Annotated in this window: 10 protein-coding genes and 3 pseudogenes; 12 read left to right on the forward strand and 1 reads right to left on the reverse strand. The window is 44.3% G+C overall.

Going from position 1 to position 15266, the window contains the following annotated elements; translation table 11 throughout:
• On the forward strand, window positions 1-86 hold an 86-nt coding region (locus G9U52_RS34740), incomplete at its 5' end, for an IS3 family transposase (protein ID WP_166146575.1).
• A gap of 42 nt (window positions 87-128) precedes the next feature.
• A pseudogene (gene thiC, locus G9U52_RS34745) lies at window positions 129-1871 on the forward strand (phosphomethylpyrimidine synthase ThiC); the annotation flags it as partial.
• Window positions 1872-1911: 40 nt separating this feature from the next.
• Here thiC and G9U52_RS34750 read toward each other — a convergent pair.
• Complete coding sequence (locus G9U52_RS34750; RefSeq protein ID WP_166156732.1) at window positions 1912-2049, reverse strand: H-type small acid-soluble spore protein; 138 nt, start codon at window positions 2047-2049, stop codon at window positions 1912-1914.
• 1212 nt (window positions 2050-3261) lie between these two features.
• Between G9U52_RS34750 and G9U52_RS34755 the strand changes: the two are divergent.
• From G9U52_RS34755 to G9U52_RS34800, 10 genes and pseudogenes are all read left to right on the forward strand, one after another.
• A pseudogene (locus G9U52_RS34755) lies at window positions 3262-3681 on the forward strand (IS6 family transposase); the annotation flags it as partial.
• 17 nt (window positions 3682-3698) lie between these two features.
• Window positions 3699-3818, forward strand: a pseudogene (locus G9U52_RS34760) (aldehyde dehydrogenase family protein); the annotation flags it as partial.
• Between the two features lie 383 nt (window positions 3819-4201).
• Window positions 4202-5836 carry a response regulator gene (locus G9U52_RS34765; RefSeq protein WP_166156741.1) on the forward strand — a complete coding sequence of 545 codons (1635 nt, stop codon included), beginning with the start codon at window positions 4202-4204 and terminating at the stop codon, window positions 5834-5836.
• A gap of 56 nt (window positions 5837-5892) precedes the next feature.
• On the forward strand, window positions 5893-7653 hold the full coding sequence (locus G9U52_RS34770) for a cache domain-containing sensor histidine kinase (RefSeq protein WP_166156744.1): 1761 nt from the start codon (window positions 5893-5895) through the stop codon (window positions 7651-7653).
• A 125-nt stretch (window positions 7654-7778) separates the two neighbouring features.
• Complete coding sequence (locus G9U52_RS34775) at window positions 7779-9083, forward strand: ABC transporter substrate-binding protein (RefSeq protein ID WP_166156747.1); 1305 nt, start codon at window positions 7779-7781, stop codon at window positions 9081-9083.
• 127 nt (window positions 9084-9210) lie between these two features.
• A complete protein-coding gene (locus tag G9U52_RS34780) occupies window positions 9211-10221 on the forward strand; it encodes a Gfo/Idh/MocA family protein (protein WP_311764977.1) in 1011 nt (336 codons plus the stop codon).
• A 130-nt stretch (window positions 10222-10351) separates the two neighbouring features.
• Window positions 10352-11437 (forward strand): Gfo/Idh/MocA family protein, encoded by a 1086-nt coding sequence (locus G9U52_RS34785; protein WP_166156750.1) that lies wholly within the window; start codon window positions 10352-10354, stop codon window positions 11435-11437.
• 100 nt (window positions 11438-11537) lie between these two features.
• A complete protein-coding gene (locus G9U52_RS34790; RefSeq protein ID WP_166156959.1) occupies window positions 11538-12431 on the forward strand; it encodes a carbohydrate ABC transporter permease in 894 nt (297 codons plus the stop codon).
• A complete protein-coding gene (locus G9U52_RS34795; RefSeq protein ID WP_375790316.1) occupies window positions 12428-13285 on the forward strand; it encodes a carbohydrate ABC transporter permease in 858 nt (285 codons plus the stop codon). Before G9U52_RS34790 ends, G9U52_RS34795 begins: the two co-directional genes overlap by 4 nt.
• A 55-nt stretch (window positions 13286-13340) precedes the next feature.
• Window positions 13341-15020, forward strand: coding sequence for a hypothetical protein (locus G9U52_RS34800; protein WP_166156753.1), 1680 nt, complete (start codon window positions 13341-13343; stop codon window positions 15018-15020).
• Window positions 15021-15266: the final 246 nt, after the last annotated feature.

Genomic DNA, 15266 nt, shown 5'->3' on the forward strand with positions numbered 1-15266 from the left:
GTTATTATAATCATCACAGATATCAGTGGGGACTAAAAAAGATGACTCCTGTTCAGTACAGGAATCATCTCTTATGTGTGGCCTAGCACTCTTTTTTTAAAGTGTCCTTGACTAAGGGTCTAGTTTAATCTTCAGCATCCTCTTTTCCGGGAAGCAAAAAAGTTTATGTGGAGGGCTCGCGAGCTGATATAAGGGTCCCTATGCGTGAAATCAAATTGAGTCCTACTACAGGATCTTATGGAGAGCAGGAAAACGCCCCTATTCGTGTGTACGATACGAGTGGCGCTTATACAGACGAAGAGATCCAAACGGATATTCGCGCAGGTATTCTACCTAATCGATTGAATTGGATTTTGGAACGCGGCGATGTAGAAATGTATGAAGGAAGAACGATTAAACCGGAAGACAACGGATATCAAAAGGGAGAGAGCGTAGCAGAAGTTTTTCCCGGCTTACACCGTCATCCTATGAGAGCGAAAAAAGGTCGTAATGTGAGCCAGATGCATTATGCACGCCAGGGTATCATCACTTCCGAAATGGAATATATCGCAATTCGGGAAAATGTGTCTCCGGAATTTGTGAGAGACGAGGTTGCTCGTGGCCGAGCGATTATCCCAGTAAACATTAACCATCCGGAGAGTGAGCCGATGATAATTGGACGAAACTTTCTGGTGAAGATTAATGCGAATATAGGAAATTCCGCTGTATCGTCTTCCATTGAGGAAGAAGTGGAAAAAATGAGATGGGCAACGCGCTGGGGCGCGGATAATATTATGGATCTCTCTACGGGTAAAAACATTCATACAACTCGAGAGTGGATTATTCGTAATTCCCCTGTTCCTATTGGTACGGTACCTATTTATCAAGCTTTAGAGAAGGTGAATGGAAAAGCGGAGGATTTAACGTGGGCAGTGTACCGCGATACGCTTATTGAACAAGCCGAGCAGGGCGTGGATTACTTTACGATTCACGCTGGTGTTCTGCTGCGTTATGTTCCTCTTACGGCCAAACGGATGACAGGCATTGTTTCACGGGGAGGCTCGATTATGGCAGCCTGGTGTCTCGCCCACCATCAAGAAAATTTTCTTTATACGCATTTTGAGGATATCTGTGAGATCATGAAAACATACGACGTATCCTTTTCACTAGGTGACGGTTTGCGTCCGGGATCCATCGCAGATGCGAATGATGAGGCCCAATTTGCAGAACTAGAAACATTAGGTGAACTAACGAAAATCGCTTGGCAGCATGACGTACAAGTGATGGTAGAAGGTCCTGGCCACGTACCTATGCATTTAATCAAAGAAAATATGGATAAACAACTTGAAATCTGTAACGAAGCTCCCTTTTACACATTAGGACCACTTACAACGGATATTGCGCCTGGCTATGACCATATCACTTCAGCTATTGGAGCAGCGATGATTGGCTGGTTCGGTACTGCGATGCTCTGCTATGTAACTCCCAAAGAACATTTGGGCTTGCCGAACAAAAATGACGTTCGTGAAGGGGTGATTACCTACAAAATTGCTGCTCATGCTGCTGATTTAGCGAAAGGTCATAAAGGGGCTCAAGACCGAGACAATGCGTTGTCAAAAGCACGCTTTGAATTCCGATGGCATGACCAATTCAACCTATCCTTGGATCCCGAAAGAGCTATTGAGTACCATGATGAGACCCTACCTGCAGTGGGTGCCAAGATAGCTCATTTTTGTTCGATGTGCGGTCCAAAGTTTTGCAGTATGCGGATTTCCCAAGATATCCGAGACTATGCAAAACAACAAGGGCTTGAAGAGCAGGAAGCCATTCAAGAAGGTTTTAAGGAAAAATCTAATGAATTTAAAGAAGCTGGAAGCGTAATTTATAAATAGTTAAAAACCAGCGGGGGTGCTTTCGCATCCTTGCTGGTTTTTAATGTTCAATTAAGTTTGTTACAGAGACCACTTGCTCATTATCTGGTTTACCGAGTGGGTAGATTCTAGCGGTTTCATTTTTTTCGTCCACGTGTTGAATGTAAACTGGAATTCCATCGCAGGTTACATTAGCCATTACGACTATGCATTGAATATTACCTCCATTATTTGGTTTAACGAATATAATGTTCTCTCAATATGAATTGATTATTCATATTTTGATGAGAAGCAGAGCAGCTCAAGATGTGTATTACCTGACTACGAAAAAATGGATGGTACAACGTAAAAACGTCGTCTATATTACACCGATCCGCGTTTTTTCAGGATGACTCGTGATTAGCAACGCATTACGGTCGAATTAATAACAGTTTTTATACAAATGTAGCTAGAATAAATCCAATTTATGATAATATAAATTCGCGATAAGGTGTATTTCTGACCCATGTTCTTAATAAAAACCGTTAACCGGTTTGAATCCAAGTCGGTTTTTTGATTGCCGAGAATATGTATTCCCGGCAATTCCTTATTTGTTACTATTAAAACAACAAGGAATGAGAAAGCCATGCCTAAAAGCATATATAAAACAACTCGTCATCAATAGTCCCGCGGGTTGTATTTGATTGATTCTGATTTCCCTTTAACTTTAATAACCGCCTGATGTTTTTTTGTCGGGAATGGGATAAAGTTCTGTGGATGAGTAGGAGAGTAAGAAAAACAGGCAGTGTCAAGCGGAAAACACTGAGGTAGAAAAGGCTAGCGTTGTAAATTTAGTGCCCTCAAGTCGTTTAGGCCCATATATGAATCGTAATACGTGTAGCCTTCCTGTATAGTTTCTCTGGTTGTGGTGCAAAGCTCTATTTCATGATAACGTAACTGATAATGAAATCATAGGATGGAGCAACTTATTTTGGAAACGAAAATGGAAATGGAAGCAATATGAATCGCCGATCATTTTACTAAAGGTGAGGTGGTATTTGAAATATAGTTTAAGCTATCGAGGCCATGCATATGATTAGGAAAGGGCAGGTCGAAAATAATTCGTCTGTCCTCTCTGCAGTTGAATGGCTTAATAAAATATTTGGTATTTTAGCATAGTTAATTACAATTTAATGGGAAATTGCTATTTTTCAATTCTTGCACCACAACCTTGCGTTATGTATCAGCTGCTATAAAAGGAAACAACGAAAAGAACAGCTTCAAAAGCAAATCGTGCTGTAATACCACTTTAGATGGAGAGTCGGTTGCATCGAAAGGTGCAAGTCCGGTTCGGAGAAGGGCGTTACCGTCAAACTATTAATCGTTCGATCAATGGGTCGGGTGACGCCTTCTACCGTACATCAAACTCTAAGGTCAATGGAAGTATTTATATAGGGCTGTTGATTCTATGGGAAAAACCATTGATTTTATGTTATTTGAAAATCGAGATATGGCGGCAGCCAAGCGCTTTTTCACAAAGGCTTTGTCCTCTCTCCATAATCAAAACCCGCGTGTAATCACTTTGGATAAAAACCCAGCGTACCCACCAGCCATACAAGAATTAAAGAGTGAGAAATCCATGCCAAAAGAAACCACAATTAGACAGACTAAGTATCTGAACAATATTGTAGAACAAGATCATCGGTTCATAAAGAAAATCACAAAGCCAATGCTTGGTTTCAAAAAGTTGCAAACCGCAGAACAGACGTTAAAGGGAAACGAGGCTATGCATATGATTAGGAAAGGGCAGGTCGAAACTTCGTCTGTCTTTACTGCAGTTGAATGGTTGTAATTGCTTTTTTATATCCGTTGCCAACGGTTGCCCAAGCACCCTTCGGAGGGGAGAAAGAAAGCGGCATGGGCAAAGAAGGTGGAAAGTCTGGATTAAAGGACTATTTGATGAAATTCATATCCCTGAACATAAGCTGACCGAAGACCGAGCAACAACTAGGATAACTGTAGACTCGATTAAATAGGCGTAGGTGATCTTCATGGAACGTTCTATAAAGAAGCAACTCATTATTTTTCTTGTCTTTCTTCGATGTTGTCTTTCATATTCAGCGGTCATATTACTACTTTTGTTGAGAAACTAGAGATCCAAATATGCCAATACGATTAAACGGTAGGGAATACTATAAATATCCATATACCAGCAATCGTGACCACTATTACGGGAAAGTAACTTTACCCAGATATTCACCCCATGGATAAAATAGTGAAATCACAATCGTCTGATTCCCGCGCGTTGATGTTTTGGACTGATTATATTAGAATAGGTCTACATATTAGAGATCATGGACGGAGGGTGTTTCATGTGGAGAATAGTCATTATTGACGACGATCGAAAGGTACTGCGGGGAATGAAAAAAATCATACCATGGGTCGAACTGAAGGCTGAGCTCGCAGGTGAAGCGGAGAACGGCAGTGACGGATTGGAGTTGATTCGCTCAATCCGTCCCGATATTGTGATTACAGACATTTACATGCCTGTGATGAACGGATTGGAAATGCTGCAGCAGCTTCGTAAAGAAGATATAAAAAGTAAAATGATTATCCTAAGCGGGTATACCGATTTTGAATATGCCCGTCAGTCACTCAGCCTCAATGTATCTGACTATTTAGTAAAGCCCGTCAGTGTTCCCACGCTGCTAGAGGTTTTGCGAAAAGTAATTCAGGAGTTGGAGAAGGAAGAAAAAGAACAGCAAGAGCTGCAAGGTCTGCTGCAAACTTCGGATAGCTATCGCCCAACCATGGAAAAGGAATACTTGAAGTCGCTTGTTACAGGTGCATTTGAGCCGCATTTTAGAAGAATGCAGGAAACCAATGCTAATTATTTCGCGGAAAACAAGTTCCAAATACTTGCTGTTGAAATAGAAGATACCAAAAGGTCGTCCGAGGTCTCCTCTTCAGATATTCATTTATTCCGGTATGCTGTAGCCAATATAGTTGAAGAACTGCTGCAAACGAAGTGGCCTGAATCGAGTGTACTTGAGCTATATAGCCGTCACGTAGCGATTTTATTGCGTTATCCTCCCAATAAGGATACCATGGAGCTGTCCGAGCTGTGTCAGCTGCTAATCGATAATGTCCTCCGCTTCTTGGACGTATCGATCCGCATCGGCATAGGTAGCGTCCAGCATGGAATCAAAAATATCGCGAACTCTACCGAAGAAGCATTGTCCGCGCTTGTATCCATGCGATCCTTCATACTGGAGGAAACCGGTGTCAAGGTCTGGGAGAACGCGAAGTACAATTCACAGACTTCCAGTGTGAAATTTCCCCGTGTTAAATATTATCAAGAGGTTGCCGACGCCATCCGACAGCTCCAGGAAGAACGGGCTATTCAACTAGTCAAAGAATTTGCTGTACAATGGATGCATTCCAAAGAAACAGGCTCGGAAGACGTTCAAAGAGTTGCTGCTGAATTATGGGCTATTTTTGCTTTTGCACTTAATGAAGCAGGCTATTCGCTGGATGAGCTTTATTTGGATGCAGCTGTAAAGATGGAAATAGGCACACTCCAGACGCCAAACCATTTTGTGGAATGGATAGACGAGAAAATTCGCGGCATCTGTGAACGGCTCGACAGTAACGGCCAGAATGTGAAGCACAAACAGGCAATCGATTTCATCATCCAGTATATTCATGAGCATTATTTTGAAGAAATCAGGTTAGGCGATATGGCGGATAAAGTTTATTTGTCCCGAAACTACTTAAGCAACCTGTTTCGAACGGCTGTAGGGGAAACCTTTCAGGATTATATAACTAAGGTCCGGATGGACAAAGCAAAGCGGTTGATCATGGAAGGAAAACACCGGATATATGAGGTGGCAGAGAAGGTGGGCTACCGCAATGTTCCTTATTTTACCTCGATGTTCAAGAGGCAAACAGGCCGCAATCCGACTGATCTATTAAAAGAGCCGATTCCAACGAAGAAACAGGAATGATCGGATTTAAATAGTGAAATCGCAGGACTGTAGCAGACAAGTTGGAGGAGAGCAGCATGTGGCATCCCTTTAAGCGTTTACGGATCGACATTTTATTATTCGGATGTTTTGCTTTGGTCATTTCTTTATTACTGGCTGTGGGCGGGTGGGGTGCGTATTATCTCTCTTCCCAGCAGCTAGTAAAAAACACAACGGTGTACCAGCAGCAAATTCTCACAGAATTAAATAACCAGTTGGAGATCCTTTGCCGTTCTATTGAGCAGGCCTCTTTATCGATTTCACGAGACTCGAATTTACAGGATTATTTGACAATCCGCAATGATAACTTCACCAAATACTCCCAGCAAAATATAGTCGTACAAAAATTAAGGGAATTGATCAATAGCTACCCTAACATTTACTCCATCCAAATTTATGAAGCCAATCCGCTCGTAACGAATGAGAGCAATGATGTAGCGATGCTCAAGGAAAGCCAAATGCAGAAGGAACCGTGGTTTGAATCTGTGAAGAATTCAGATTCCGTATGGATATCCGAGCGTCAGGTGGAAACCGTAAGTGGGCGTACACCTGTTATCAGTTTTTTCAGGAGAGTATACTCGACAGACATGTCATCGATAGGAATTGTGGTCTTGAATGTTAGATTGGAAGCATTCGAATCGGTATTGCAAAGGAGTGAATCCAGGGAGCTTTTATTGCTCGATGGTGGCAACCGTCCCATGACGAAAAAAAGCATTGAGCGTTTGACGGCTGAGCTAGAGGATTTGATTCCTTCACTTGAGGGAGACAAAGGGTTTATACCCATTACGCGTGTGAAGAATAAGGATAGGGTGAGTCCTCTTAAGGAAAAATCCCTGATTGTTTGGTCGCGTTCCTTTAAAGATAGCTGGATGCTGGTTGAGGTCACTCCTTGGCAGACGATTACTGCGAATAGCTTAAGGCTTGCCCTTACACTGTTTACGCTTGGTTTGTTTACATTGCTGCCTGCGCTGCTCATTGCGTTATACTTTTCCCGCCATTTCACCAAACCGATTCGTTATGTCGTTAATTCGATGGTTAACTTTAATTTGCAAACACCGAAACATCCGTTGCTGGAATTACCTAGCGGCTATACGAATGAATTTGGGAGCCTGCTTCGCGGATACCATAAATTAGAAGAGCGGATTAACGAACTGTATACGCAGCAGCAGCAGGAGCTTACCAAACAAAAAGAGGTTGAGCTGAAGGCGCTTCAGGCTAATATTAATCCCCACTTTTTGTATAATACATTAGATCAGTTGAACTGGATGGCCATAGATGCTGATCAAGCGAAAATGAGCAGAGTCATTGAATTAATGGGTAAAATGTTCAGAGTGACGCTTTCCAATGGAGAAAGCTGGATCTCCCTTGAGGCAGAACTGGAGCATATGAACAGTTATTTAGAAATTCAACAGCAGGTTCGCTTGGATGAACGATTGAAAGTTGAATGGGCAATCGATCCGGAATGCTTGGCACTTTATGTGCCAAAGCTGACTTTGCAGCCGTTGGTCGAGAATGCGATTATTCATGGATTTCATGGCCGCAACGATGGCTTGTTGCGTTTGTCCGCTGTAAAAGATACAGATACGCTTGTATTATCAGTGACGGATAATGGTGTCGGGCTGTCTAATGATTGGAAGGAAAGGCGCAAGCGTAAAACGGGAGGCTACGGAATTCGCAATATTGAGGAACGGTTGGAAGCCTATTTTGGTAGTGATTACGGGCTACAAGCAGAAAAACTGCTTACTGGCGGCACCCAGGTGACCATAAAACTTCCAGTTCTTCAGGAGAAGCCTGTCTGATTCCGGCTTTTTCGTAAAATAGTGAAACAAATCGGATATTCCTCTGCTACAAAACAACGGTATGACTTGATAGGATAAAGCTGTAACCAATACAAATCATTTATAAGGAAAAAAGGGGATGTACCATGGCTAAAAAAGCACGAAACTCCAGTATTGCAGTCGTTATGATGTTGTCCTTGTTGCTTTCCGCTTGCAGTGGGAATAATGAGGCAGTAAAACCAAGTCCAACTACAGTCCCAAAGACAGAAGCGGTTGGGAAACCGGTTAAGCTGCGTATTATGTGGTGGGGAGGACAAGCCCGGCACGATGCAACCCTAAAGGCGCTTGACTTTTACTCGAAAAAAAATCCAAACGTTACGTTCGAACCGACATATCAAACCTTTGATGGTTATCTGGAAAAACTGAGAACCCAGTCGGCGGGCAACAATGAGCCGGATATTGTCCAAATCCTTACAGCATGGTACAGCGACTATTCGACTCAACTTGCTGATGTATCGTCTGTTAACGTTAGCGACATTGATGCTGCTCTTGTTGGTCCAGCGAAGAAAAATGAAAAGCTGTACGCCGTACCGTTCGGGAAAAATGCGATTGGTATGGTTTTCAACAAACCGGCTTTTGAAAAGGCAGGCATTCCAATTCCATCCGAGAACTGGAAATGGGATGAATTCTTCAAGCTCACTGAGGAAGCTAAACCGAAGCTTGGTAAAAACCAATACCTGATTAAGGATTTAACGGGTGACGTATACTCTTATTACGCTTACCAACTAGGGCAAGGTAAAGGGATTGCGCGCGATGCGGAAGGTAGATTTAAATTCGATAAAGACACATGGATCACATGGATGAAGAAATTTGCCGAGCTGCGTAAAGCAGGCCTCGTGACACCACCCGATGTAACCGTTGGCGACAAGCTGTTGGACGCAAAGGATGATCTTCTGGCTAATAATACAATCCTGATGAAAACCGCCAACGCTTCGGAGGTTTCGGCTTATGATTCCTTGAAGCCCGGGCAAATTGGTGTTATTCCCGAGCCTCAGGGCGTTCAAGGATCAAGCTGGTTATCCACTTCAGCTTATTGGGCGGTAAGTCCGGAAAGCAAAAACCAGGAAGAAGCGAAGAAGTTCATTGACTGGTTCATTAACAGCCCGGAAGCTTCCGATATTTTGACTACAACTCGCGGCATTCCCGCTTCTAAGAAAATGATCGATTATTTGCAGCCTAAATTCACACCTGTGGATAAATTAAGTATCGAATTGATTGATAAGGTTTCCAAAAACCCGCAGCAGTGGATCCTCGACCCGGATGCTGTACCGGGCTGGGCGAAGTTTTTCAAGGAATATATCAATACTTGCCAGATGCTGATGTTCGACAAGCTGACCCCGGAACAAGCATGGGAGCAAATCGTGCAATCATCCAAGGATCTTCCGAAGTAATATTTCAGGAAAATTTCCAACAACCTGTTATGGGATCAATCAACCATAGGAAATGACAAGCGCAAAGACCGGTCGAAGTTTGACCGGTCTTTGCCTGTTATGAACAGAAACGAACGGGGGAATTGATGTGAAACTGCGTAGTTATTCAATAATTGGCTGCCATCATTGGCATATTACTGATTTCATTGAGCAAATGAGCATGCTGGGGTTTGAGTGCGCAGGTATTTATGAGGAGAAGCCTGACGATTTAGCGCGATCAATCGCTGCGAAATATGGCATTCCGATGGTCAGCGACCGACAAGCGCTGCTCGCGGATGATATTGAAATTGTCGGCAGCTCGGCGATCCATAGTGATAAAATCGCACTTATCGAGCTGTGCGAGCAGTACGGAAAGCCGATTATGCTCACCAAGCCGGCCGTAATCAACCGTTCGGGCTACGAACGACTGAAGCAGGTGGTGGATCGCGGGATTATCCAAATCGGGATGATGCTGATGGAACGAATGGGACCAGCCGAGTATACGTTGAAGCGCCGATTGGAGGCAGGCGTCCTCGGGGATATCGTGAGTATAGCAACGAGAAAGCCACACCGGCTTACTCCAAAAACGCGACCACCGTGGTTTTTCGATAAGCAGCAGAATGGTGCGATTATTAATGACCTATCCGTTCACGAATTCGATTTGCTCCGTTGGCTGACGGGTAAGGAAATCGTTGCTTCGCAAGGCTATATGCTGAAGCATATATTGCCGGAGCATCCCACGTTCTATGACTCGGCCAGCCTGCAGGTAAAAATGGAGAGCGGCATTGTCGCCCAGTTGTACTTGGATTGGTATACGCCTGAGCAAAGCTGGACATGGGGAGATTGCCGCATCTTTATAACAGGAACGAAGGGAACAGCGGAGCTGAGATTGTCCGGTGATCCGCTTGTTGCAATCAGCCCGCTTTTCTTGATTACTACGTACCAGGAAGGTCTTGTGTCTGTAGAACTCGATACTGTCCCGTATACGCTATGCTCCGATTTTATCGACCGGATCGAAGGACGAAGCGATTGGGTAATTGGTCATGCCGACATTTTGGCTGCCTCGCTTGCTGCCATACAGGCGGATGAGAGTGTTACGATCATCGACCGTACCAAGTGAAATTACAAAATTGCTGTTTCATCCACTTCAAATCCGAGATAATATTGAAAGTTTTTGGACAATCCCCGCATTTCCATCCGATAGTATGAACCCTATACTTAAGATAACGATGGAAGGGGAGATACTAACGATGAATTCAAGCAAGAAACCTATACGGGCAGCAATCGTCGGTACGGGCTTTATCGCCCATGAACACATTCAAGCAATACTAAAAGCAAATGATCGGATCGAGCTTATTGCCGCTATGGAAATTAATGAAACGGCCTTGCATGCTTTCTGCGAAACGTACGGTATTTCCAACCGATATACGGATCTGGAAACGATGCTGGAGGAAACACGTCCCCAATTGGTTCATATCTGCACACCACCGGCTATTCATTATGAGATAGGTGTCAAATGTATGCGCGCTGGAGCTTGGGTCTGGGGGGAGAAACCGGCGTTAGGATCGTTAAAGGAGGTTGACCAGATTCGCAAAGTTGAAGAAGAGACGGGTACTTATTTCAGCAGTGTGTATCAATGGAGATTTGGATCAGCAGGCGGCCATATAAAACGGCTCATTCAGGAAGAGGCGATGGGTAAACCGTTAACCGGCGTCAGTCAAACCTTCTGGTATCGCGATGCTGATTATTATGCTGTTCCCTGGAGAGGGAAATGGAAAACGGAGCTGGGCGGTGCGTCGGTCAGTCAAGGAATTCATGCCAATGACTTTTTCTTCTGGTTAATGGGCGATTGGAATGAAGTGAGTGCGGCAGTTGAAACACTCGATCGAAAAATCGAGGTCGAGGATGTACTGATGGCGATGGTTAAATTCGAGAATGGCGCTCTAGGACAGATTCTTAACTCGGTTCTCGCGCCTAATAGGAATGAAAGCTATTTGCGTCTTGATCTGCAAAAGTGCACGGTGGAATGTAAACACATGTACCAATACAAAAATGAGGATTGGATATTCAGTCCGAAAAATGATGTATCAGAGGAAGAAGTAAGCCGTTGGAGGGCGATTGACGGTGACCAGGTTGGAGACCATTATGCCCAGCTCTCCTACTTATTGGATTGTATGGAGCAGGGAACTCGACCATCGTCGAGTGGCGACGGCCTACGTTCTTCAATTGAATTTGTTACTAGCCTATACAAGTCCGCTGTAACCAAAAGCTGGGTGAAACGTGGATCTGTCGTAGAGGGTGATCCGTTCTATGAGTCGTTCTCGGGCGCACATTGATTATTAATTTAACAGCCTATATCCAAGAAAGGGTGTCATAACTTTGAACAAACAACTTATCAGTAATCCTACCGTCGCCCGTAAAAATTGGGTAAGCCGCATGAAGGGGCGCTGGGATGCTCCGTTTGCCGGATATCTGTTTATTTTACCGTGGCTGCTTGGTTTCTTGCTACTAACCTTGTGGCCAATGCTGCAATCCTTATATTTTTCATTTACTGATTACTCTCTATTAACCGCCCCGAAATGGGTGGGGCTCAAAAATTTCGAAGCAATATTTAAGGATCGATTTTTTTATAATTCGTTAAAAGTCACCTTTCTATACGTAATTACTTCAGTTCCGCTTCGTCTCATTTTTGCGCTGTTCGTTGCTATGCTGCTGGCCAAAAATATTAAGTTCGTTGCATTTTATCGCACAGCGGTTTACTTGCCCTCCTTACTAGGTGCAAGTATAGCGGTAGCTCTACTCTGGAAACACATATTCAGCAGGGACGGATTCGTCAATGATTTGTTGGCTCTGGTCGGCGTGCTGCCCAAAAACTGGGTCGGGCTTCCGGAAACTGCGCTCGGTACGCTAGTGTTGTTGGGTGTATGGCAGTTCGGCTCAGCGATGATTATTTTTTTGGCCGGACTTAAACAAATCCCCAAGGAAATGTATGAGGCATCTTCGATTGATGGTGCGGGAAAAAGCCGCCAGTTTCTAAGTATCACGCTGCCGATGCTGTCACCCGTTATTTTGTTCAACCTGATCATGGGGATGATCGGCGCCTTTCAAATGTTTACAAAAGCGTATGTAGTTACCGAGGGTGGACCGATGAATACAACGGAGGTTTATGGCTTGTATTTGTATGATAAAGCATTTACGGACATGGAAATGGGCTATGCATCAGCATTAGCTTGGATTTTATTGGGGCTGATCGCGGTGGCAACGATCATTAATTTCGTCGCCTCCAAGTATTGGGTGTTTTACGAAACGGAAGGGGGGGGCTCGCGATGACAATGGCAAGAACACGAAATCCTTTACCCAGACTGATGCTGCATGCCTTTTTAATCGTGTTGTGCTTCATTATGATTTTTCCAGTGCTATGGTGGTTCGGTGCATCGCTGAAGACGATGTCTGAGCTCAGCCTGCCTACCCTCTTTCCGGAAAAAGCGATGTGGAGCAATTACAGCGATGGCTGGAAGGCGCTGTCACAATACACCTTTACCCATTTTTACTTAAATAGCTTTAAGCTTGTCATTACTATGACCGTACTAACGACGATCTCAAGCAGCTTGGTGGCATTCAGCTTCGCCCGGCTCAACTTCCCATTAAAAGGATTTTGGTTTTCGATGATGATGATGACGATTATGCTGCCTGCTCAGGTTACGCTCATACCGCAGTATTCGATGTTCCATCAACTAGACTGGATTAATACGTATTTGCCTTTTATCGTGCCAAGCGCTTTGGGGTCAGGGATCGGAGGAACCTTCTTTGTTTTCCTGCTTGTGCAATTTTTTCGTGGACTGCCTCGGGAGCTGGATGAATCGGCTAAAATAGACGGATGTAGCTGGTGGGGAATTTACTTTCGGATCGTTCTTCCGCTGGCAAGTCCTGCCCTCGTCACGGTGATGATTTTCTCATTCCTGTGGGGCTGGGAGGATTACTTTGGTCCGTTGATTTATATTAACTCGGTCGAATTGTACACCGTACCGCTAGCGCTTGGCATGTTTGTCGATACACAGTCGGCAATGGCGTGGGGACAGCTTCTGGCGATGTCATTAACCTCCATACTACCCGTATTCCTGCTGTTCTTTTTTGCACAGCGCTATTTTGTGGAAGGTATTGCCACTACTGGTTTAAAGGGTTAAAAGTTAATGAGTTACTTCCATACACACAAACTAAAATGCGATAGGATGATGATAAATGCAAACTTTCGAGTTAAGAGGGCTGGAAATCCATAATGCCCGTATGTGGCGGTGGTCTGCTGTGGAGCGGGCGCTTGAGTTCATGGCAGAAACCGATTTGAACGCACTCATCTTTCACCAAAACGATATTATTGACAATCTGGTCTTTCCTAAGGCATATTTCACTCAGGAATTGATGTATACCCGCTGGCCTCTCCGCAGATCGACGATCGTTTCCAGCCAGCTGTATATCCGGCAGGTTATTAAGAAAGCGAAAAGCATGGGCATTGGTTTCTATTTTGAAGTCAAGGAACTATGGTATCCGGATAACCTGCTGGAGATTTTCCCGCATCTGAGGACTCCAGAAGGCAAGGTTTGTCCGACCGACCCGTTCTGGTTTGAATTTCTGGAGGTTAAAATTCGCGAGCTTATCGAGGTGCTGCCCGATTTCGCTGGAATTATTATGAGCCCGGCCACACGGGAAAGCAAAGTCTCGATTGCTGCTAACTCCTGCAGCTGCGAACGCTGCCAGACAACGGATAATGGGGAATGGTACAAGCAGTTGCTTCAGGCCATGCACAAGCCACTTTCCGAAGCCGACAAAACGCTCGTTGTGCGCGACTTCACCTATACCGTTGAGGAACAAGGCTCCGTGGTGGATGCAGCCTCGGCGGTATCCAAGGACATTGTAGTTGCACTGAAAAATGTTCCGCATGATTTCTGGCCTACGTTTCCAAATAATGCGAGAATTGGTCACACCGGTGGACTACGCCAGTGGGTAGAATTTGATGTGTGGGGACAGTACTGCGGACTTGGTGTGTTTCCGTGCAGCCTAGTAGAGGATTTACAGCAGCGAATTCAGTTCTGCCGGGATCAGGGCGTCTCCGGGGTATGGTTCCGTACCGACTGGGAATTAATGAACGAAACGAGTGCTTTCAACAGCCTGAATATGGTGAATTTATATGGGGGGGCGCTGCTTGCCGGCAACCCGCTGATCGATGTAGACCATATCTATGAAGCATGGGCACAGAAGGGGCTTTACACGTCGATGAGTCCGGAATCAAGCTGGCGGGAGGCTGTTATTCCAGCTTCACCCGACGCTGTCGATAAGCTAAAAGCATTTATGAAAGCTTCATGGTCCGTTATAGAGAAGACGTTATACACACGTGGCCATGTTTTCCAATACAGCAGCAAAATATCACCAACGCTGAATGATTTTTTTTATGTCATATACTCGTACCACAGCCGGGATCAATGGGAACCGGGTGCTTCCGAGAATGTTAGACTGACCGATGAAAATCTGCGGGCGATTATCGCCGAGAAGCAGGCGGCAGTCGATGAGGTAGGCCAATTGAGATCCATTTTGCAGCCGGAATCGTTGGGTATACCGCAGTCGTTCATTGAGGAGATCGATACAACGCTGGATCTTTTTCAATTCTATGTGAAGACCTTTTATTTTGCTGTAAAAGCCAGCTTTCTGGCTAGAAAAGCATTGGAAACGAAGCAGTCGGATGATATCCTAGCCGCACACGCTTCCACGGAAGAGCTCACGACTTTCCGCAAAGAGCTCACTATTAGAATGGCCGACACGCTTTATCCTTTTTATATGTATTGGATGCTGGATGAAAATTTGTTGCTCTCATTAGAGACAGACATTTATAAACAGTTGAATGCCGTTGAACAAAAATGTAAGCTTTAATCTCACAATACCCACTTATCAAATCAATTAAGTTGAAGGCGTATTGTTTTTAAAAAGGTGGGTGGGGCTAATCCTCCTTCTACTCGTATACCATATAGGACTCTATATAAAAAATGCAGGAGTTGCCTCGGCAGCTCTTTTTCAATTATTCACAAAATTATAAAATTTAGAACCTATCTGATCTTGTTTATATCATTTTTGGTGCCTTTTATGCTAGATGGGTTAAGCGTACAGACAGTCTTTGGA

This window comes from Paenibacillus agricola, assembly GCF_011440305.1.
GTDB lineage: Bacteria > Bacillota > Bacilli > Paenibacillales > NBRC-103111 > Paenibacillus_S > Paenibacillus_S agricola.